Consider the following 20,967-nt stretch of genomic DNA (forward strand, 5'->3'; position numbering starts at 1 on the left):
TTATCTTAAATCTTTCAAAGAACTCTTTCTTCAGCGCTCAGGAGAAGTGTTTCATTCTCGAAAGCGGATGCAAAGGTATAGCTTTTTTCAACACAAACCAAACATTTCAACAAAAAAGTTGAAAATATTTTTCACCTATTGATTTATATCAACCAAAATGATGGCCCTGGGGACTATATACCTTATTATATATTATATAGGGAGACTAACCGCCATAATTCATACAAAATGCCGAACACTTCAAAAAGATATAAAGCCATCTGCTCTTATATCCGCAGATGGCTTTATCAGTCACTCATCACTCAAAGACTTCCTCTATGTCATTTGACCCAGTTTCGTCAACTTCTTTTACACACGAGTTGAAATTTTCGGGAATATCAAAATCGACATCAGGCGAATAGCCCAAATCCTTATTCCTATACACCTTCTTCATATAGTAAGCCCAAATGGGCAGTGCCATAGAGGCACCCTGTCCGAGCGCCATCGAATCGAAATGGATGTCTCGGTCCTCGCCACCTACCCAACAGCCGCTCACCAACTGGGGCGTGAAGCCCATAAACCAGGCATCTGAGTTACGGTTGGTGGTTCCGGTTTTTCCTCCAATAGGTCCCTCGACATTAAACTTATACCTAATTCTTCCACCAGTACCGCCATCGATTACGCCCATCAGTTCTTCTATCATTTTATAGGCACTTTCAGAACTAATCACCTCGTTCATACGAGGCTGGAAACGTGCCACCACATTTCCCTCTGCGTCCTCTATCTTGGTCACGAACATTGGAGCACAGCGTATACCGCTATTGGCAAACGTAGTATATGCACTCACCATTTCTGCCACAGATACATCGCATGGACCAAGGCAAAGTGCCATCGACGGATGTATGTCGGGATTGTTAATTCCAAAATCATGGAGCATTGTAACAAACTGCCGGGGATTAAGTTTACTCATAAGATAAGCTGAAACCCAGTTATTTGACTGAGCCAGTCCCCACTTAAGAGTAACCATCTCTCCATATCGCTTATGACTGGAATTACGCGGAGTCCATGGCTTACCTGCAACCATATATGTCTGCTGAACGTTTGGCACCAAATCACATGGGGTGAATCCATTCTCCATAGCCAAAGCATAGAGAAATGGCTTAATGGTAGAACCCACCTGACGCCTACCGTCCATTGCCATGTCATACATGAAATGGTTGTAATTAAGGCCACCCACATAAGCCTTGACAGCGCCCGTATGCGCCTCCATGCTTACAAATCCGGCACGCAAGAATGATTTGTAATAACGAATGCTATCCATCGGCGTCATCACCGTATCAATATCTCCCTGATAAGAAAATACCGTCATGTCAGTTTTGGTCCGGAAGGCACGCCGAATTTCCTCTTCTGAAGCACCAGCAGCCTTCATGGCGCGATAACGTTCACTCTGCTCCATTGCCTTTCGCATAATGCGCTGCACCTCCTTAGGCGTAAGTTTATCTGTAAACGGCGCATTGGGCTTTCTGCGATTTTCACGTGTGAACAAAGGCTGAAGATACTTGGCAACATGACCGTAGACCGCATCCTCCGCATACTGTTGCATGCGAGAATCTATGGTCGTGTAAACCTTTAGTCCATCAGTATAAACATTATAGTTTTCACCATCTTTCTTATAGTTCTTATTACACCAGCCATAGAGCGGGTCGCTTACCCAGGCAATCGAATCAAGAACATACTGACGTCGATTCCAAACAGGATATTTGTCAGGTTCAGGCCGAGACGCCATCATATATTGACGGAGGAATTCACGGAAATATGTGGCGGTTCCATCTTTATGATCCGTCCGATGAAAGTCAAGCCTGATTGGCTCTGCGCAATATTTGCGATACTCATCATCAGTAATATAACCGGCCTTGCGCATTTGCGAAAGCACCACATTACGACGCTGCAAACTTCTATCCGGATATCTTACCGGGTTAAACAAAGAAGGGTTCTTGCACAAACCTATCAACAGTGCAGCCTCAGTTATAGTCAAGTCCTTGGGCTCTTTATTAAAATAGGTATTGGCAGCCGTCTTGATTCCCACGGCGTTATGGAGGAAATCAAAATAATTAAGATACAAGGCTATTATCTCTTCCTTGGTATAGTTACGCTCAAGTTTGACGGCAATCACCCACTCTATCGGCTTTTGCATAAGACGCTCGGCGGTAGAATGAGCCACCTCGGTATAGAGCTGTTTAGCCAACTGTTGTGTAATGGTAGAGCCTCCGCCAGCACTTTCACGCCCGAGCAGTCCACGCTTGACGATGGCACGGCAAAGGGCAATAAAGTCAATACCAGAATGATCATAGAAGCGGGCATCTTCAGTAGCAACCAGCGCCTTGACCAAGTAGGGCGACAGATTATTATACGCCACGGGAATACGATTTTCCCGGTTGAAGCTCCACGTGCCAAGCACCTTGCCGTCCGAAGAATAGACCTGCGTGGCAAATCTATTAATAGGATTCTGCAGCTCGTCAATGGGAGGCATATACCCTATCCATCCATTCCAAATTGCCGTAAACACCACTGTCACGGCCAATACCGAACAGCCCAAAAGAGCCCATAAAATATGTACAACCTTTCTTCTCATACAATGCATTGAAAAAATATCTGCAAAAATACGATTTTTTATGGCAACAAAGGACAAATATTTGAAAATTATGTGTAACTTAGCACTCAATTTAGAATAATACATTCTTCAACACATATGGAAAGACATAATTTTGTGACGATCGAAGACCTTTCCAAAGAAAAGATACTATACCTCTTGGAAATGGCAAAGGAGTTTGAGAATCATCCTAACAGAGAATTGTTAAAAGGAAAAGTAGTGGCTACGCTTTTCTTTGAACCATCCACCCGCACCCAACTTAGTTTTCAAACCGCTGCCAATCGCCTTGGAGCCCGCGTTATTGGTTTTTCTGACGCCAAGACTTCAAGTACAACAAAGGGCGAAACTCTTAAAGACACCATTCTTATGGTATCCAACTATGCTGACGTGATTGCCATGCGCCACTCTATAGAAGGAGCTGCACTTTATGCAAGCGAAGTAGCACCAATACCTATTATTAATGCTGGAGACGGCGCCCACATGCACCCTTCCCAGTGTCTGCTCGACCTCTATTCGATATACAAAACCCAGGGTACTCTTGAAGATCTCAACATCTATTTGGTCGGTGACTTGAAATATGGCCGCACGGTCCATTCCCTCATAACTGCCATGCGCCATTTCAACCCCACATTCCACTTTATAGCCCCCAAGGAACTGGCGATGCCCCAAGAGTACAAGCTCTACTGCAAAGAGCATAACATCAGATACCAAGAGCATACGGCTTTCAACGAGAAGGTAATTGCAGATGCCGATATCCTATATATGACGCGCGTACAAAAGGAGCGTTTTTCCGATTTGATGGAATACGAGAAGGTCAAGAATATCTACATTCTCAACCGAGACATGCTCAAATACGCCAAGGAGAATATGAGGATACTCCACCCGCTGCCCCGCGTCAACGAGATTGCATACGATGTAGATGACGACCCACATGCCTACTATATACAGCAGGCCAAAAACGGACTCTACGCCCGCGAAGCCATCTTCTGTCATTGTCTCGGAATCACCCTTGACGACATCAAAAACGACAAGACTATAATAGAATAATCATGGCAAAGAAAGAAATGTTAGTTACTGCCATTGAGAATGGCACCGTAATAGACCATATACCTGCAGAGAAAACCTACAAAGTGGCAAATCTGCTCAAGCTCGACACCCTGACCACCCCTGTAACTATAGGCAACTATCTGGAGTCAAAGAAAGTAGGACACAAGGGAATCATCAAGGTATCCGGGAAGTTTTTCACCGATGCAGAGATCTCCCAATTATCAGTACTGGCTCCTAATGCCGTGCTCAACATCATCAAGGACTACGAAGTTGTAGAGAAAAAGACCGTAGAAACTCCTGACGAACTGCGGGGTATCGTGAAATGCAACAATCCTGTATGCATCTGCAACAACGAGCCCATGCTCACCATCTTCAACGTAATAGACAAGGCTCACGGCATCATCAAATGCCACTATTGCGACAAGGAGCAAGAACTGAGCAAAGTAAAGTTATGCTAATTCCAATAAAAAAATAATGTTTCATAACCAACACAAATCCCATTAGAGTAAGTTGGGCTCACTCTCCTTCTGGAGGAGAGGACGGGAAAACTAATAATATGGAAAGAGACCAAATAATATTCGATCTCATCGAGAAGGAACATCAGCGCCAGCTAAAGGGCATGGAGCTCATCGCTTCCGAGAACTTTGTCAGCGACGAGGTTATGCAGGCTATGGGCAGCTATCTTACCAATAAGTATGCTGAAGGTCTGCCCGGACATCGCTATTACGGCGGTTGCCAAATTGTGGACGAAGTGGAGAACATTGCCCGCGAGAGAGTCAAGAAACTCTTTGGCGCCGAGTTTGCCAACGTTCAGCCCCACTCTGGAGCCCAGGCCAATGCAGCAGTATTATTAGCCATCCTCAAGCCTGGCGACACCTTTATGGGACTCAATCTGGACCACGGAGGCCACCTTTCTCACGGTTCACGCGTTAACACATCTGGTATTCTGTACAACCCAATTGGCTATGAACTCAACCGAGAAACAGGCCGTGTCGATTATGACGAGATGGAGCGCCTCGCATTGGCACACAAGCCAAAGCTCATCATCGGTGGAGGCTCTGCCTATAGCCGCGAATGGGACTATGCCCGCATGCGCAAGATTGCCGATGAAGTAGGCGCACTGTTTATGGTAGACATGGCCCATCCCGCCGGACTCATTGCAGCCGGACTGTTGGACAACCCTGTAAAATATGCACACATCGTAACCACTACCACCCACAAGACCCTTCGCGGTCCACGCGGCGGTGTAATCCTGATGGGCAAAGACTTTGAAAACCCATGGGGCATCACTACCAAGAAGGGCGAAGTGCGCATGATGAGCTCCCTGCTCAACAGCGCCGTATTCCCCGGCACCCAGGGCGGACCTCTCGAGCACGTTATCGCAGCCAAGGCTGTTGCGTTCGGCGAAAATTTGCTCCCATCATGGAAAGAGTACGCCACCCAGGTCAAGAAGAACGCTGCGGTATTGGCCGACGACCTCATCAGCCGTGGTTTTGACATCGTAAGTGGTGGTACCGACAACCACTCAATGTTGGTAGACCTGCGCCCCAAATATCCCGAGTTGACCGGCAAGGTCGCCGAGAACGCATTGGTCGCAGCCGATATCACCGCCAACAAGAACATGGTGCCCTTTGACACTCGCAGCGCATTCCAGACATCCGGAATTCGCCTGGGTACAGCCGCATTGACCACACGCGGTGCCAAGGAAGACATGATGCACTTGGTCGCCGAACTGATAGAAGAGGTGCTCAACGCTCCCGAAGACGAACAGGTTATCGCCCGCGTACGCGAGAAAGTAAATGAGACCATGAAGGCTTATCCACTTTTTGCATACTAAGCAACCGCCCTATACAATATAGAAATCTCCCTCGGTCACACCAAGTGGCGAGGGAGATTTCTTTTTGCTTCAATCGAGAAATTATAAATCGCATCGTAATGCCCTCAAGGACGAGAACATTACGATGCGATTATCTTTGCAGTAAAGCATCAGCAAAGTCGAGACAATCAGATGATTGCCAACATATTTTCCTTACAATTTGCTGCCGTAGCACAAGTCACCGGCATCACCGAAACCTGGCACAATATACTTGTGGTCGTTCAAGCCTGGATCAATGGCTGCACACCAGATAGTTGTCTTTTCCTCGGGGAAAGTCTTCTTGATATGCTCTATTCCCTCTGGTGTCGCAATGACACAAGCTACATGGATACGCTTTGGAGTACCCTTGGTAAGGAATGCCTTGTAGCCCAGCTCCATACTGCTTCCTGTCGCCAGCATCGGGTCAGCTATAATAATGTTCTTTCCCTCAATGCTTGGCGTAGCAAGATACTCTACATGCACACCCACTTCATGATGTTCCTTGTCTACATATTCACGATAAGCCGAAACGAAAGCGTTGCCGGCATGATCGAATATATTAAGGAATCCATTATGGAAAGGAAGACCTGCACGGAAAATTGTGGCGAGCACAATCTTGTCTGTAGGCACGTTGACCGTAGATACACCTAACGGGGTTGTTACCTCACAAGGGGCATAATCTAATGTTTTGGAAATCTCGAATGCTTCAAATTCGCCAATACGCATGACGTTGTTACGAAAAAGCAATCGGTTGTTCTGATAATTGACATCTCTCATCTCAGCCAGATATTGGTTGATAATGGAGTTCTTCTCACTTAGGTTAATAACTTCCATCGTTTAGTTTTTGCTTGCAAAGGTAGTGTAAACCCGAGAAAAAACAAAGGAAAACCCGCGATATTTTTCTGTTTTTCCTGCATTTATGTTCTCGGGGTGCCAACACCCTCCTTGCCATGACCGCGACAAGGCAAAATTGTAACCAGCACACAATTATCACACCCTTGCTGCCCATTAACCCATAGTCCCATTCCGAACCACAGCATATTGCATTATTGTCAGAATTAACATTAACGTATATTCTACACACATTCGCCAGTTCCCGACCAGCCATCGAAACGTAGTTCTTGCCATCTACCACGAACTTCTTTTTAGAATGCAAAACAATCAATGCAGGGTTGGCAACAACAAATGCAAAACCTGAAACAAGTAAATCACCCCACGAATTCAGATTATATGCCATCACCTTCGACATCATTATACCAAACCGACTATCGGCGCAGACATCCTGCTGCAAAAAGCCCACTTAACGGCACATAAAACTATCTTGTTGCCACCTGCCTATACGCTTATTTCACATTATAGCTAACCTCTACCCCACCCAGCTCCACGATAACCTGCCATAAGAGCCTCCCGCTCATATCATCTTTCAAGATTATGGCCCCAACTATATCAATCACGTATGTAAAACTCATTTTTTTTGCAAACTCCGTATAGCAAAAAAAGCGGGCAATGTATAGTTTTTCAATTCTTTAACCTAAAATATCTAACTAAAGAGTATTTTTGTCGTTTTTCGGTTGGGCATTATCCGTTTTTTGCTTAATTTTGCGTCGTCTAAGAGTGGATATTATCTATAGATAAGTCCACGTTAGTGCAATTGACAACAGAAATTAAACAGACCATATAAATTTTTAAAACAACAACAAAAATGGCAAATTTAGATTTAACTAAGTATGGCATTACAGGTGCTACAGTAATCGCCCACAATCCTTCTTACGAGCAGTTGTTCGAGGAAGAGACCAAGGCAGGACTCGAGGGTTTTGAAGTTGGCCAGCAGACCGAGCTCGGCGCTGTCAACGTTAAGACTGGTATCTACACCGGTCGTTCGCCTAAGGACAAGTACATCGTAATGGACGAGAACTCTAAGAACACAGTATGGTGGACCTCTGAAGAGTATAAGAACGACAACCACCCCATGTCTGAGGAAGTATGGGCTACGGTTAAGGGCATCGCCAAGAAAGAGCTTTGCAACAAGAACCTCTATGTAGTAGATGGTTTCTGCGGCGCCAACAAGGACACCCGTATGGCTGTTCGTTTCATCGTTGAGGTTGCATGGCAGGCTCACTTCGTAACCAACATGTTCATCCGTCCTACAGCTGAAGAGCTTGAGGCATTCGAGCCCGATTTCGTTGTTTACAACGCATCTAAGGCTAAGGTAGAAAACTATCAGGAGCTGGGTCTGCACTCAGAGACTTGCGTTGCCTTCAACGTAACATCTAAGGAGCAGGTTATCATCAACACATGGTATGGTGGTGAGATGAAGAAGGGTATGTTCTCTATGATGAACTACTTCCTCCCCTTGAAGGGCATCGCTTCTATGCACTGCTCAGCAAACTGCGACAAGAACGGCGAGAACACAGCTATCTTCTTCGGTCTGTCAGGCACTGGTAAGACCACTCTGTCTACCGATCCTAAGCGTCTGCTCATCGGTGACGACGAGCACGGATGGGACGACAACGGCGTGTTCAACTTCGAGGGTGGCTGCTACGCTAAGGTTATCAACCTCGACAAGGAGTCAGAGCCCGATATCTACAACGCTATCCGTCGCGACGCTCTCCTCGAGAACGTAACTGTTGATGCTAACGGCAAGATCGATTTCGCTGACAAGAGCGTTACCGAGAACACTCGTGTTTCATACCCAATCTTCCACATCAACAACATCCAGCCAGGTTCTTCAGCACCCGCTGCTAAGCAGGTTATCTTCCTGTCAGCCGACGCTTTCGGCGTGCTGCCTCCAGTATCAATCCTGACTCCCGAGCAGACTCAGTACTACTTCCTTTCAGGATTCACAGCTAAGCTCGCTGGTACAGAGCGCGGCATCACAGAGCCCACTCCTACTTTCTCAGCTTGCTTCGGCCAGGCATTCCTCGAGCTGCATCCAACAAAGTATGCTCAGGAGCTGGTTAAGAAGATGAAGAAGAACAACGCCAAGGCTTACCTCGTAAACACTGGCTGGAACGGCACAGGCAAGCGTATTTCTATCCGCGACACCCGTGGTATTATCGACGCTATCCTGAACGGTGACATCGACAAGGCTCCTACAAAGCAGATTCCTATGTTCGACTTCAAGGTGCCCACAGAGCTCCCCGGAGTTGCTACAGAGATTCTTGATCCTCGCGACACCTACGCTGACGCTGCTCAGTGGGAGGAGAAGGCTAAGGACCTCGCTGCCCGCTTCATCAAGAACTTCGCTAAGTACACAAACAACGAAGCTGGCAAGGCTCTCGTTGCTGCCGGTCCAAAGCTCTAATCTTTAGAACTTACAAACCCAGTATATCAAGAGGCCATTCCGTATCGGAGTGGTCTCTTTTTTTATTAACGACCGCTTCAACGCCCCATTGATGCCCATAAGCAGGGATAGCTTCTTTATAATAAATGTTAATGGAATTTCTGGCATTTCCGCCCCATTTCTCCCCTTCACGGCATCAAGATTTTCATTAGTTCTTAATACATTTGACATAAGTCAACAAAAGGCCGTTTTCACATAAAATTGCGATAAAAATGATGGTTGTTATCGTAAATCTTTATACCTTTGCATCGCATTCGGGAGAATGTAATACAATAGGTTAGTTAGTTTGATAGATTTAAGGTTAAGATGATGTTTTTAGAATGCGAGTCAGCCTATGTATTGGTTTAAGTCATAATAATGATACTTTTTAGCATTATTATCTAAAACGAACTAATACAAATGACTGGCGCGAAGAAGGGCAAGGTAAGTGATTATCTTGCCCTTTTTTATTGCCTTTTTCTTGCCACATTCATTTCGTTTGACTACTTTTGCATAGACAACACAAGAAGATGAACAAATTTCGATATATCATTGCTGTTGGGCTATCATCGTTGACTTGCATTACCGTTTCGGCCCAACGCCCTACTCTATACAAAAGCAACATCCAGACGCTGCAAACCGTAGCCGAGCAGCGATGGACAGACCTGCCTGTCATCATGCTGAATAGCGGAGAGACCGTAAACATCGACTTCGACGACCTGACCCACGAATCGCAGCGATATGCTTATCGCATAGAGCACTGCGATGCCAATTGGAAACCCACTTCTTCGCTGTTTGACAGTGATTATATTGACGGATTTGCAGACGACAATCTTATCGACAATCTTGAACAATCCATCAATACCAACACCCTATACACCCACTACCATTTCTCCATTCCCAATGAGAGGTGCCGATTAAAGTTAAGCGGCAACTATTGTGTTACGGTTTATGATGAGAACGACAACAACGAGCCCATCTTCAAAACCTACTTTATGGTGGCAGAAGCTGCTGCAGGCATAGAAATGCGCACAACCTCTAATACTGATGCCGACGTCAACGGTAGACATCAGCAGATAGAAATGGGCGTACATTTCAATGACCTTCGGATTAATGATTGGAAGCGGGAAATCACGACAGTCTTTCTGCAGAACAACAGATGGGATAATGCCGTGACTAACCCTTCCCCGCAATATATCAAAACCGATGGGCTGACATGGACACACTGCCCGCAACTTGTTTTTGATGGCGGAAACGAATACCGAAAATTTGAAATTCTCGATGTCAATCATGCCAATATGGGCGTAGAAAACTTGGAATGGGACAATACAGAATACCACGCATATCTATGGCCCGACGAGCCTCGCCCGAACTATGTGTATGACGAAGACTCCAACGGCGCATACTTCATACGCAATAGTGACAATCGTGAAATCAACTACACCTCGGAATACCAAACCGTACACTTCACTCTCAAGACCAAACGGCTGCCAGGAGAGATATACCTTAACGGCAACTGGACTCACGACCAGTTCACACCCTATTACCAGATGCAATGGAATGAAGACAACGGTTGTTATGAAACTGCCATAAGGTTAAAACAAGGTTACTACAACTATCAGTACCTTTGGGTTTCACCTACTGGGCGCATCGGCTTTGTGCCCACTGAAGGAAACTCCTACCAGACAGAAAACAAATATACAGCCCTGGTGTACTATCATGCCCAAGGTAGCCGCTACGACCGTTTGGTAGGCGTTGCCCACATTCACACACGATGATAAATAATGTGAAAAAATTGGCGTTTTCTTAAAAATGCCGTATATTTGCATTACGATAACAAGGTAAAAATATAACATCATGAAGAAGAAATTTATCTGTACCGTTTGCGGTTACATCTATGAAGGAACAGAGGCTCCAGAGTTCTGCCCTCTTTGCAAGGCTCCACGGAGCAAGTTTAAGGAAGTGTCTCTCGATGACGAGCCAGAGTTTGCCACAGTTCACGAATTAGGCCGTGCCTATACCGACAAGGTTAGCGACGAGTTAGTACAACACTGCAAGAACACCTTCGCCGGCGAATGTAGCGAGGTAGGCATGTACTTGGCTATGGCTCGCCAGGCTGATCGTGAGGGCTATCCAGAAATTGCACGTGCATTTGAGCACTATGCCTACGAAGAAGCTAACCACGCCTCTCGCTACGCAGAGTTGTTGGGCGAAGTGCTGAAAGACACCAAGAGCAATCTCGAAGCTCGCATTGCAGCCGAGAAGGGCGCATGCGCAGAGAAGTTTGAGGCTGCCAAGATGGCAAAAGCTGAAGGCTCTGATGCTCTGCATGACACCATCCATGAGATGGCGAAAGATGAAGCTCGTCACGCTGCCGGCTTCATGGGTCTCTACAACCGTTATTTCAAGAAATAATCAGAAAAAGATATCCAAAACAAAAGAGGCTTCCCTTGGTGGAAGCCTCTTTTGTTGGAATTATTCAGAATGGTTATGCCTTAATCATGTCTACCATTTCCTCGGGCGCAACGAGTTGCTGCTCTCCTGTAACCATATTCTTCAGCATTACCTTGCCCTCTTTCATTTCATTTTCTCCGACAAGGACCACATAAGGTATGGCCTTGGCGTTGGCATACCCCATCTGCTTCTTCATCTTTGCCGCATCAGGATAAATCTCTGCCCTTATGCCCTTCTTGCGCACTTCGCTGATAATGGGCAGACAATAAGCGGCCTCTTTCTCACCGAAGTTGATGAACAGCACCTGGGTAGCATTCAAAGTCTCTTCGGGATAGAGTTCAAGGGTATTCAATACATCATAAATACGGTCTGCTCCAAAAGAGATGCCTACACCGCTCAGTCCTGGCATACCGAAGATGCCGGTAAGATTGTCATAGCGGCCACCACCCGTAATACTTCCCATGGGGGTATCAAGCGCCTTCACCTCGAAGATTGCTCCTGTATAATAGTTCAAGCCACGGGCAAGCGTAAGATCAAGCTGAATCTCATTGGTAAGTCCCACCTTCTCGAGCGTATCCAGAATAAAGCGGGTTTCCTCTACGCCTTTAAGTCCAGTCTCAGAAGTGGCAAGCACCTCTGCGATGGTCTGCAGTTTATCATTGTTGGAACCCTCGAGGCTAATGATAGGCTGCAACTTCTCAATGGCCTCTTCGCCAATACCGCAAGCTCTAAGCTCGTTGTTGACATTATCCAGCCCTATCTTGTCCAGCTTGTCTATTGCAACCGTAATATCAACAATCTTGTCAGCTTCGCCTATTACCTCAGCGATACCGGTAAGAATCTTACGGTTGTTAATCTTGATTTGAACGCGAATGCCGAATCTGCAGAAGACGGTATCGACAATCTGCATCAGTTCTACCTCATTGAGCAGCGAATCAGAGCCAACAACATCAGCATCGCACTGGAAGAACTCGCGATAACGTCCCTTCTGAGGACGGTCTGCGCGCCACACTGGCTGAATCTGATAGCGCTTGAAAGGCAACTGAAGTTCATCTCTATGCATGACCACATAACGCGCAAATGGAACGGTAAGGTCATAACGCAACCCTTTCTCGCACAACTTTGCAGCCAAATGAAGACTATTGCGCCCAGCCAGTTCTTCATCGGTAATCTTGCCAAGATAATCGCCCGAGTTGAGCACCTTGAACAAGAGTTTGTCGCCTTCCTCTCCATACTTACCCATCAGGGTCTGGAGAGTCTCCATTGCCGGAGTTTCAATCTGCTGAAATCCATAAAGCGCATATACTTGGCGAATGGTATCAAAGATATAGTTGCGCTTCGCCATTTCTATAGGGCCGAAATCTCTCGTCCCTTTGGGTATAGAAGGTTTCTGTGCCATTTATTTTCTTACTATTGTTTGTTCACGATCAGGACCTATTGAAATAACCTTAATAGGTGTCTCAAGATACTCCTCGAGGAAATGCACATAATTGCTGAAAGCCTCAGGGAACTGCTCTTCTGAAGTAAATTTGGTCATATCAGTCTTCCATCCTGGCATCTCCTTATAAATGGGAGTCACATCATCAATCTCATAAGGGAATTCAGATGTTTCACTTCCATCTTTCAATCTGTATGCGATACAAGCCTTGATAGTATCAAAACCATCCAGCACATCGCTCTTCATCATGATGAGTTCTGTAACGCCATTGACCATGACCGAATAGCGCAGCTGTACAAGGTCTATCCAGCCACAACGGCGCTCACGACCGGTAACGGCACCATATTCGTGACCGATATTACGGATAGTATCACCAGTTTCATCAAACAGTTCGGTGGGGAACGGACCACTACCCACACGGGTGCAATAAGCCTTCATGATACCATAAACATTGCCTATGCGGTTAGGACCAATACCCAAGCCAGTACAAGCACCTGCGCAAATGGTATTAGAAGATGTCACAAATGGGTAACTGCCAAAATCGACATCGAGCATAGTGCCCTGAGCGCCTTCACAGAGTATGCTTTTGCCTTCACGCAGGATATGGTTGATTTCATTCTCACTATCCACAATCGTAAACTGACGCAAATACTCAACGCCTTCCATCCATTTGGCTTCTACGGCTTCGAAGCCCTCGAAGTCTGTCCATCCCATAGATGCCAGCATCTTGAGATGACGCTCCTTATGGGCAGCATATTTAGCGTTGAAGTTATCCAGAATATCGCCTACGCGCAGTCCATTACGTGAAATTTTGTCTGTATAGGTTGGGCCAATGCCTTTTCCTGTCGTTCCCACTTTGGCCTTGCCTTTAGCAGCCTCATAAGCACGGTCCAGAATGCGATGGGTAGGCATAATGAGATGGGCCTTCTTTGAGATATGCAGACGCTCATGCAGATTGTGACCCGAATCCTCCAAACCTTTGGCTTCTTCCATAAACAAATCGGGCGCCAATACCACACCGTTACCGATTATGTTGACCTTACCGCCCTGGAAAATGCCAGATGGAATAGAACGCAAAACATACTTCTGCCCCTCAAACTCCAAGGTATGGCCGGCATTTGGTCCTCCCTGGAAACGAGCTATCACATCATAGTGGGGAGTAAGCACATCCACTACTTTTCCTTTACCTTCATCGCCCCACTGGAGACCCAACAGGACATCGACTTTACCTGTATTCATATCAATTATAATGAGTATTTATATTCTTTCCTTACTAACCTTGCTGCGCGTACGCTTCTCCTTGGACTGGCAGCTACTGCAGACGCCATAAATATACAGACTGAATGTTTCTTTACGAAACCGCTTCAATTTTATATCATTTACAGCATCGCTTATCTCCGGTTCGTCTATTTCGGTTATCCTACCACAGACATTGCAAACCTGATGCACACGGCTTTCACCATTGAACCCCTTCTCGTAGTACGTGCCATCGGCCAAACGGTGGCAGATGACCAAACGCAGTTCCGTAAAAAGACGTATAGCATTGTAGAGAGTAGCCCGACATACCCTGAAATTTGACAATCTCAAATTAGCATCAAGTTCCTTTAGGGTAAAACAACCAGGCATCCGGCAGATGGCATCAAGTACAAAGTAACGTTCACGTGTCTTGCGATGATTGTGCATCTCAAGATAATTGTCCAATATTTCTCTTGCTTTAATATTGACGTTATCCACCATCTATCCGTTACATATTAATGTTGCTACAAAGTTACATCATTTTTATATAAATAAGGTATAAATAAGAGAAAAAGATAACCTACGATGTTGATTTTGTTGCTTGATGACAGAAGCAAGATGCAAATGAACTGCAGAACAGGCGTCAGCCCATCCTGTCAGTCCTTTGAGTATTTTCGTTTCAGAGATGAAGCCCTTGTGAACGCATGGCCTTTTGAGCAAGAAGTGCATAATCGTCACCAAGGTCTTCAAAACGAGTAAGACAATTGTATGCAGCATGCCTTACACCGATATTATCGTCTTGGAGCGCCACAGCGACCTGGTCCAAGAATTCATTGATACCAAGTTCGTTGGGAGCCATTCCACGGGCAAACAAACGTCCCAATATATTATAGGCAGCTATCTGATAATATACCTTGTCTGTAGCTATCCATTCATAAGCCATAACTGAAGCAAATGGAAGATACTGATACAGTTTGGAAGCTGCAATCTCAGCCATTTCCTGCGTATGGGTCTGTTCCATCCACACATCCACCACTTCTGGCAACATCTGCTCGGGCGGCATAATCATTGTGGCCAAAATCTTGCACTCTCGTATATTCTCCTTCCACAGATTGATGGCAAGGTCGTAGTCATATCCATACTCTGCCGCCATTTTCTGCAACAGAGGAAGTGCCACCCCCCAATTTATCTTATAGTCTGAACCTTTTTCGCGCATAGACTGCGACACGGGGCCATTCATCATCGAGCGAAAAGACTGCTTGATAGCCTTCAGTTTCTCGTGTGTTTCTTCTGTCATAAATATCCAAATTCTTTAGAGTAACGTAACATCTGTTGAGTATACCCTTCGGTATAATCGACCTTTATATCAACGATATTCCGGTCATCATCACAGACGGGAACAAGCACCGGGTTAATAAAACCTTTATAGGGAGCGATATTGAGACGGCGATAACGACTCAATATTTCATTATGCAGTTCGCTGTCTATTCTGACCGCATACTGCTCAACCAGTTTGCGGGCCGATTCATAGTCGCCTTCACTCTTGATGCGCTGAATCTCGTAGAGCAATTGACCGAAACAGCAGCGCAAAGCGTGATAATCATTGACCACAAGGTAGGTCTTGCCGTCTCTGCATACCAGACCGACACAACCATCGCCATGCTCAAGCACCCAACGGGATATCAGGGCACGGTTACGCATGTGGGCTTCCTCGATAAGATTTCCAGGAGCTATTCTTACCAACTGGGTCATAAGACCATTCATCATATAGGTATAATATTGGGCCTTATATGCTTCTGCATCTGGCACCAGCCCCAATTCTATCAGCTTGGCATCAGCCAGATAATAAAGCCCGAAGAGGTCGGCACGCGCTTCCTCGATGGTAGAGCCATAGGCTTTGAGTGCATCAGATGACACACCGGGGAGCAACTGGCCGCTTCCATGCCCAAGACATTCGTGGAGGTCTGTATGCAAATCGTCACAGAGGTCTCCATATTTATTAATAAGGTCGAGTGTATCCCCATCTATGACGAATTCCTCCAAAAAGCCGTTGCCATGAGCCGCCTTATTATACGCTTCGGTAAGATTTCCGATAGTAACGCTCTTAGAACCATGCAGAGCCCTTATCCATTCAGCGTTAGGCAAGTTGATTCCGATAGCCGAAGCCGGATACTCATCACCACCAAGCATAGCCGCACACACCACATTGGCAGTGACGCCTCTCACCTGTTGCTTGCGAAAACGTGCATCGACAGGAGAATGGTCTTCAAACCATTGCGCATTGTCACTGATAGTACGTGTACGCTTGGTAGCATCTATATCTTTATATTCTACGATGCCCTCCCAAGAGCCCTTGAGCCCCAGCGGGTCACCATAGACTTCAATAAATCCATTGATGAAATCGACAAGACCATCCTGCTCCGCTATCCATTCTATCGAGTAACGGTCAAAGGTCGCCAAATCACCATTCCTGTAGTAGGCTATAAGCAGTGAGATGAGCTCGCGCTGACGCTCATTCTCAGCCACCTGTACCGCGCTGTCCAGCCAAACGATGATTTCACGAATGACCTTACCATATAAGCCATCAGCAGCATATACCTGTTCTTTTACTATCCCATCCTCTTTGACGAGTTTGGAATTGAGACCAAACGAGGGCAGGCAATCGTTACCAACCTTAGACTTTAAGGCTGCATAGTATTGTTCTGCCTCAAGTTGGGTAACATCCTGATAGAAATTGCATGCCGAGGTTTGCACCAAGTCCACCCCATCTGCCTGATTTACACGCTTGGGCAATACCTCAGGGTCAAAAATGACATCATAGACTTCGCATTTCTGCTCATCGCTGTCAAATATTTTTATTCCAAGAGACCCTATCACCTCATCAAGATACCGACGCGTAAATCCCGGTACAAACTTCTCGCATCCATAATGATGGTAAATGCCATTAGAGAACCAAACTCGCTTAAGATAAATCTCCAATGCCTTAAACTCTTCACACTGCCTATCTCCCTCATAATGGAGATAGATTTGTTCCAGCATCTTGCGAATGCGAATATTGTATCGGCCAAACTGGTCGAACGTGATATCACGGCCACAAAGAGTGGCCTGAGAAAGATAGTAGATATATAGTTTCTTGCGGAGCGACAACTGCTCAAATCCGTTCAAGCGATAACGAAGCATCTGGATATCGGCAAAGCGCTCGTCGGAATAATTGAAATCTTCCTTCATCGGAACATGACTTTTTAGCTTATACTTGATTCAATGGACATCTCCTCTGACATTCTCATTTTCTGGAACTGTCAGCCCCAGCAGAACGCTGGGCATAACGCAGTTTGTATTCGCGGGGAGTACAACCATTGATTTTAAAGAAAGCAGCATAAAACGACTGGCGGTTGGCAAAGCCTACCATCTGAGAAATATCCTCCATCTTCATGTGGGTATAGCGACGGTCTGTGAGAATGCCCATAGCCTCCTCTATACGATATTTATTGACAAAGGATGTATAATTCATATGAAAGCGCACATTGACCACGGCAGATATATAACGAGTATTGGTGCCCAAATCCTCAGCCAGATTCTTGGCAGAATAATTCTTGTCCTTGTATTTCTTCTGAATAAGGATTACCTCAAGTATTTTCTGCTTCAATTCATCCATCAATTTAGGATTTATCAATGAGCGATAGGCTGCCTCTCTCTCCCGAGCCTCTGTAATATTGTATTTTGTCATCTTCTATATGCTATAACTCTTGTTTCCTGATATTTACTACTGCAAAATTAGCCACAATTTTGAAATTAATGTCATTTTTGTCAACTTTTTTTCCATTTGTTTGTACCTTTGCTACAAATTTACTTATCATGGACCCAATTAATATATTAAATAGGTATTTCGGCTACCACTCCTTCCGCCCATTACAGCGTGAGATAATAGACGCCACGCTGGCTGGAAAAGATTCTCTTGTGCTTATGCCAACAGGAGGTGGAAAGAGTCTATGCTATCAGGTACCCGCGCTGATGCTTGACGGCGTTACCATTGTGGTTTCACCCCTTATCAGTCTGATGCACGACCAGGTGGAGGCACTGGTAGAAAACGGCATACCGGCGGCTGCCCTCAACAGCAACAACAACACCGCAGAGGACTTACTGATTCGGCGCAAATGTGCCAACGGGGAAATCAAACTGCTTTACATGTCACCAGAGAAACTGATAGCAGAGATTCCCTTCTTCTTGAGCCAGCTCAACATCAGCCTTTTTGCCATAGACGAGGCCCACTGTATCAGCCAGTGGGGCCACGACTTCAGGCCAGAATACTCTCAGTTGGGTATAATTAGAGAACGGTTTGCCAATGTCCCGGTAATGGCGTTGACCGCAACGGCCGACAAGATAACCCGCGAAGACATTTTGAAACAGCTTGCCATCAAGGGAGAGACCTATATATCCTCATTTGACCGTCCCAACCTGTCGCTTGCTGTCAGGCGCGAATCGACCAAGGCAGAGAAGATGAAAATCATCAATGCCTATATACGCAACCACCCCAACGACGCCGGCATCATCTACTGTCTGAGCAGAAAGACTACAGAGAGCGTTGCCGAGTCGCTGAGAAAGGCCAACATCAAAGCCCAAGCCTATCACGCAGGACTCGACGGGCAGACGCGCCGCAAGATACAGGAAGATTTCAAGAACGACCGGACTATGGTAGTATGCGCCACAATCGCTTTCGGCATGGGTATCGACAAGCCCAATATCCGTTGGATATTCCACTACAATCTGCCCAAGAGCATCGAGAGTTTCTACCAGGAGATAGGACGTGCCGGACGCGATGGCGCGCCTGCCGACACATTCCTGTTCTACTCACTTGCCGACATCATCCAGCTCAGACAGTTTGCCAACAGCAGTGGCCAGAACGACGTGAATAACCTGAAGTTGGAGCGTATGCAGCAATATGCCGAAAGCAGTGTGTGCCGTCGCAGAATATTGCTCAACTATTTCGGAGAAGAGCGTGACTGCGATTGCGGCAACTGTGATGTGTGCCAGCATCCGCCACGTAGGTTTGACGGCACGCTACTCGTCCAGAAAGCCTTGAGCGCCATCATGCGGACCGAAGAAAAGATAGGCATTGGAACTGTCATCGAGATTCTGCGCGGCATGCTCTCCCCCACCGTTATGCGTCATGAGTATCAAAAGCTAAAGACCTTTGGCGTCGGCAAGGATGTTACGACATCCCGCTGGCGTGACTATCTGTTGCAAATGCTGCAAATGGGATACATCAGCATTGCCTACGACGAAGACAATCATGCAAAAGTGACTGATATGGGCAAAGAGGTCCTGTATGGCAAGAGCAATGCCATGCTGGCAGAAGTCTCTGAAATCAGTTTGACTCCATACAAGAAGAAGGAGACTCGTGGTCGCCAGGAATCGACCGCACGCCAAACCGAGATACCCGAACTGAAGCTGTCCGCAGTCGAAGACAAGCAGCTCTTCGAGCAGTTACGCGTGTTGAGAAGAAAGATTGCTGACAAGCAGAACTTCGCCGCCTACCTCATCCTGTCCGACAAAGTGCTCCACTCGCTGGCGGCAGAGAAGCCCACCACTATCGAGGAATTTGGCCATATCAGTGGCATCGGTGAATTCAAAAAGGTACATTATGGAAAGGTATTTACAGACGCTATCCGCAACTATCTGGATGGCATAAAACAAGTATAATAAGAAATATGAGAAGAATCATTCTGAATATAATGCTGCTATGTTGGTCCATAGCAGTTGTTGCAACAAGCGAAACTTACACCGTAGTAATATCTCTTGACGGATGTCGATGGGACTACCCTCAATGGTACAACACTCCTTTCTTCGACCGCATGGCCAATGAGGGTACGGCAAGTTCGCTCATCCCCTGCTTTCCCTCCAAGACCTTTCCCAACCACTATTCATTGGCTACAGGTCTCACGCCTGAGCATCATGGCCTCATTGCCAACGAGTTTATGGACTGCGAGACAGGATATGACTTCAACCTGTCAAACCGCATCATGAAGAAAGACCCCAAATACTTTGGTGGCGAACCCATCTGGCTGACCGCCCAACGCCAAGGTCTGCGTACTGCCATATTCTATTGGGCAGGCTCTGATGTAAAGATACACAATAGTTACCCCGACACCTATCTCGACTACGACCAGAAGCCACGCCTCACCCTCGAACAGCGCTGCAACAAGGTGATAGAGTGTCTGCAGCGGAGCAAGCACAAGCGCCCACAGCTCATCATGGTATATATGAACGAGCCCGACAAGAGCGGACACAACTATGGCCCTCATAGCCGCGAGACCAGACGGGCGGTAGAGCGCATGGACTCGCTGATGGGCAACCTATATAGCCGTATAACCCAACTGCCGATAGGAAAACAGGTCAACTTCATAGTGCTCTCCGACCATGGCATGGCGTGGGTCGACCAATCACACAAGATAGAACTACGCCCGTTATTGGGCAATCTGCCCTACAAAGCCTATGGTAGCGTTCCCGTAAATATCTATGCCTCATGGGACAACGTACAGCAACACGAAGCAACCGTCGACTCCATCTGCCAACGTCTGCAGGGAGTGCCACATCTGCGCGCATGGCGCAAAGAACAGGTCCCGGCCTATCTGCACTATACCGAACACGGATGTATCGGCGATGTGGTGGCAGTGCCCGATTTGGGGTGGGTGGTATATGACAAGCCGATTAACTCTGGCGGCATGCATGGCTACGACCCAGCCTATACTGATATGTGGGCTATGTTCAGAGCCATCGGTCCTAACATCCGTCATGCCCAGGTCAAGCCCTTCCGCAATGTGAGTGTCTATACACTCCTATGCAACCTACTGGGCATCACTCCGGCAGAAAATGACGGCTGCATCGACGATGTCAAGAGTATCATAAAAGACAACTAAATCGCCATCCAAACAACCTGCAAATCAATGCGGCTCCCTCTCTGAGCGTCATTCTGATTTCTCCTGACC

General features: G+C 46.5%; 17 protein-coding genes. 8 read left to right on the forward strand and 9 right to left on the reverse strand.

The window, feature by feature from the left end; translation table 11 throughout:
* Window positions 1–298 precede the first annotated feature (298 nt).
* On the reverse strand, window positions 299–2,611 hold the full coding sequence (locus CIK95_RS01665) for a penicillin-binding protein 1A (RefSeq protein ID WP_094421436.1): 2,313 nt from the start codon (window positions 2,609–2,611) through the stop codon (window positions 299–301).
* 117 nt (window positions 2,612–2,728) lie between these two features.
* Between CIK95_RS01665 and pyrB the strand changes: the two genes are divergently transcribed.
* The 3 genes from pyrB to glyA all read left to right on the forward strand — a co-directional run bounded on the left by pyrB (window position 2,729) and on the right by glyA (window position 5,513).
* Entirely contained in the window at window positions 2,729–3,676 is a 948-nt protein-coding gene (gene pyrB / locus CIK95_RS01670) for an aspartate carbamoyltransferase (protein WP_094387518.1), read from the forward strand.
* Between the two features lie 2 nt (window positions 3,677–3,678).
* On the forward strand, window positions 3,679–4,134 hold the full coding sequence (locus CIK95_RS01675; protein ID WP_094387519.1) for an aspartate carbamoyltransferase regulatory subunit: 456 nt from the start codon (window positions 3,679–3,681) through the stop codon (window positions 4,132–4,134).
* A 98-nt stretch (window positions 4,135–4,232) separates the two neighbouring features.
* On the forward strand, window positions 4,233–5,513 hold the full coding sequence (glyA, locus tag CIK95_RS01680; RefSeq protein WP_094387520.1) for a serine hydroxymethyltransferase: 1,281 nt from the start codon (window positions 4,233–4,235) through the stop codon (window positions 5,511–5,513).
* 192 nt (window positions 5,514–5,705) lie between these two features.
* On the opposite strand, the gene upp is transcribed toward glyA, so the two are convergent.
* Complete coding sequence (gene upp, locus CIK95_RS01685) at window positions 5,706–6,365, reverse strand: uracil phosphoribosyltransferase (RefSeq protein WP_094389204.1); 660 nt, start codon at window positions 6,363–6,365, stop codon at window positions 5,706–5,708.
* 868 nt (window positions 6,366–7,233) lie between these two features.
* Here upp and pckA point away from each other — a divergent pair.
* Window positions 7,234–8,835: a phosphoenolpyruvate carboxykinase (ATP) gene (gene pckA / locus CIK95_RS01695; protein WP_094466102.1), complete on the forward strand. Its 1,602-nt coding sequence runs from the start codon at window positions 7,234–7,236 to the stop codon at window positions 8,833–8,835.
* A 3-nt stretch (window positions 8,836–8,838) separates the two neighbouring features.
* Here pckA and CIK95_RS01700 read toward each other — a convergent pair whose 3' ends face one another.
* Window positions 8,839–9,045: a hypothetical protein gene (locus CIK95_RS01700; protein WP_094466103.1), complete on the reverse strand. Its 207-nt coding sequence runs from the start codon at window positions 9,043–9,045 to the stop codon at window positions 8,839–8,841.
* A gap of 338 nt (window positions 9,046–9,383) precedes the next feature.
* Between CIK95_RS01700 and CIK95_RS01705 the strand changes: the two genes are divergently transcribed.
* Together CIK95_RS01705 and CIK95_RS01710 are read left to right on the forward strand one after the other, a co-directional pair.
* The gene (locus CIK95_RS01705; RefSeq protein ID WP_094466104.1) at window positions 9,384–10,631 is read left to right on the forward strand and encodes a DUF5103 domain-containing protein; all 1,248 of its coding nucleotides are present in this window, start codon (window positions 9,384–9,386) and stop codon (window positions 10,629–10,631) included.
* A gap of 79 nt (window positions 10,632–10,710) precedes the next feature.
* Entirely contained in the window at window positions 10,711–11,268 is a 558-nt protein-coding gene (locus tag CIK95_RS01710) for an NADH peroxidase (protein ID WP_022309528.1), read from the forward strand.
* 73 nt (window positions 11,269–11,341) lie between these two features.
* Here the strand turns inward: CIK95_RS01710 and hisS are convergent, their stop codons facing one another.
* From hisS to CIK95_RS01740, 6 genes are all read right to left on the reverse strand, one after another.
* Entirely contained in the window at window positions 11,342–12,706 is a 1,365-nt protein-coding gene (gene hisS / locus CIK95_RS01715) for a histidine--tRNA ligase (RefSeq protein WP_094466105.1), read from the reverse strand.
* Window positions 12,707–13,984 carry an adenylosuccinate synthase gene (locus CIK95_RS01720; RefSeq protein WP_094387008.1) on the reverse strand — a complete coding sequence of 426 codons (1,278 nt, stop codon included), beginning with the start codon at window positions 13,982–13,984 and terminating at the stop codon, window positions 12,707–12,709.
* 18 nt (window positions 13,985–14,002) lie between these two features.
* Entirely contained in the window at window positions 14,003–14,482 is a 480-nt protein-coding gene (locus CIK95_RS01725) for a Fur family transcriptional regulator (RefSeq protein WP_022309525.1), read from the reverse strand.
* A gap of 178 nt (window positions 14,483–14,660) precedes the next feature.
* Entirely contained in the window at window positions 14,661–15,278 is a 618-nt protein-coding gene (locus CIK95_RS01730; protein ID WP_094387007.1) for a DNA alkylation repair protein, read from the reverse strand.
* Window positions 15,275–17,209 (reverse strand): dihydrofolate reductase, encoded by a 1,935-nt coding sequence (locus CIK95_RS01735; protein ID WP_094388150.1) that lies wholly within the window; start codon window positions 17,207–17,209, stop codon window positions 15,275–15,277. Before CIK95_RS01735 ends, CIK95_RS01730 begins: the two co-directional genes overlap by 4 nt.
* A 55-nt stretch (window positions 17,210–17,264) precedes the next feature.
* Entirely contained in the window at window positions 17,265–17,708 is a 444-nt protein-coding gene (locus tag CIK95_RS01740) for an AraC family transcriptional regulator (RefSeq protein WP_022309522.1), read from the reverse strand.
* A 128-nt stretch (window positions 17,709–17,836) separates the two neighbouring features.
* Between CIK95_RS01740 and recQ the strand changes: the two genes are divergently transcribed.
* On the forward strand, window positions 17,837–19,681 hold the full coding sequence (gene recQ, locus CIK95_RS01745) for a DNA helicase RecQ (protein WP_094466106.1): 1,845 nt from the start codon (window positions 17,837–17,839) through the stop codon (window positions 19,679–19,681).
* Between the two features lie 8 nt (window positions 19,682–19,689).
* Window positions 19,690–20,898, forward strand: coding sequence for an ectonucleotide pyrophosphatase/phosphodiesterase (locus tag CIK95_RS01750; RefSeq protein ID WP_022309520.1), 1,209 nt, complete (start codon window positions 19,690–19,692; stop codon window positions 20,896–20,898).
* Window positions 20,899–20,967 lie beyond the last annotated feature (69 nt).

The sequence above is a fragment of the Prevotella sp. P5-108 genome (assembly GCF_002251385.1).
Taxonomy (GTDB): domain Bacteria; phylum Bacteroidota; class Bacteroidia; order Bacteroidales; family Bacteroidaceae; genus Prevotella.

Coding starts and splice junctions, on each gene's coding strand:
- CIK95_RS01700 (WP_094466103.1), bottom strand. CDS start 9,045: ATGTCAAATGTATTAAGAACTAATGAAAATCTTGATGCCGTGAAGGGG.
- CIK95_RS01750 (WP_022309520.1), top strand. CDS start 19,690: ATGAGAAGAATCATTCTGAATATAATGCTGCTATGTTGGTCCATAGCA.
- CIK95_RS01705 (WP_094466104.1), top strand. CDS start 9,384: ATGAACAAATTTCGATATATCATTGCTGTTGGGCTATCATCGTTGACT.
- CIK95_RS01730 (WP_094387007.1), bottom strand. CDS start 15,278: ATGACAGAAGAAACACACGAGAAACTGAAGGCTATCAAGCAGTCTTTT.
- CIK95_RS01710 (WP_022309528.1), top strand. CDS start 10,711: ATGAAGAAGAAATTTATCTGTACCGTTTGCGGTTACATCTATGAAGGA.
- recQ (WP_094466106.1), top strand. CDS start 17,837: ATGGACCCAATTAATATATTAAATAGGTATTTCGGCTACCACTCCTTC.
- upp (WP_094389204.1), bottom strand. CDS start 6,365: ATGGAAGTTATTAACCTAAGTGAGAAGAACTCCATTATCAACCAATAT.
- pckA (WP_094466102.1), top strand. CDS start 7,234: ATGGCAAATTTAGATTTAACTAAGTATGGCATTACAGGTGCTACAGTA.
- CIK95_RS01725 (WP_022309525.1), bottom strand. CDS start 14,482: ATGGTGGATAACGTCAATATTAAAGCAAGAGAAATATTGGACAATTAT.
- glyA (WP_094387520.1), top strand. CDS start 4,233: ATGGAAAGAGACCAAATAATATTCGATCTCATCGAGAAGGAACATCAG.
- pyrB (WP_094387518.1), top strand. CDS start 2,729: ATGGAAAGACATAATTTTGTGACGATCGAAGACCTTTCCAAAGAAAAG.
- CIK95_RS01720 (WP_094387008.1), bottom strand. CDS start 13,984: ATGAATACAGGTAAAGTCGATGTCCTGTTGGGTCTCCAGTGGGGCGAT.
- CIK95_RS01675 (WP_094387519.1), top strand. CDS start 3,679: ATGGCAAAGAAAGAAATGTTAGTTACTGCCATTGAGAATGGCACCGTA.
- hisS (WP_094466105.1), bottom strand. CDS start 12,706: ATGGCACAGAAACCTTCTATACCCAAAGGGACGAGAGATTTCGGCCCT.
- CIK95_RS01735 (WP_094388150.1), bottom strand. CDS start 17,209: ATGAAGGAAGATTTCAATTATTCCGACGAGCGCTTTGCCGATATCCAG.
- CIK95_RS01665 (WP_094421436.1), bottom strand. CDS start 2,611: ATGAGAAGAAAGGTTGTACATATTTTATGGGCTCTTTTGGGCTGTTCG.
- CIK95_RS01740 (WP_022309522.1), bottom strand. CDS start 17,708: ATGACAAAATACAATATTACAGAGGCTCGGGAGAGAGAGGCAGCCTAT.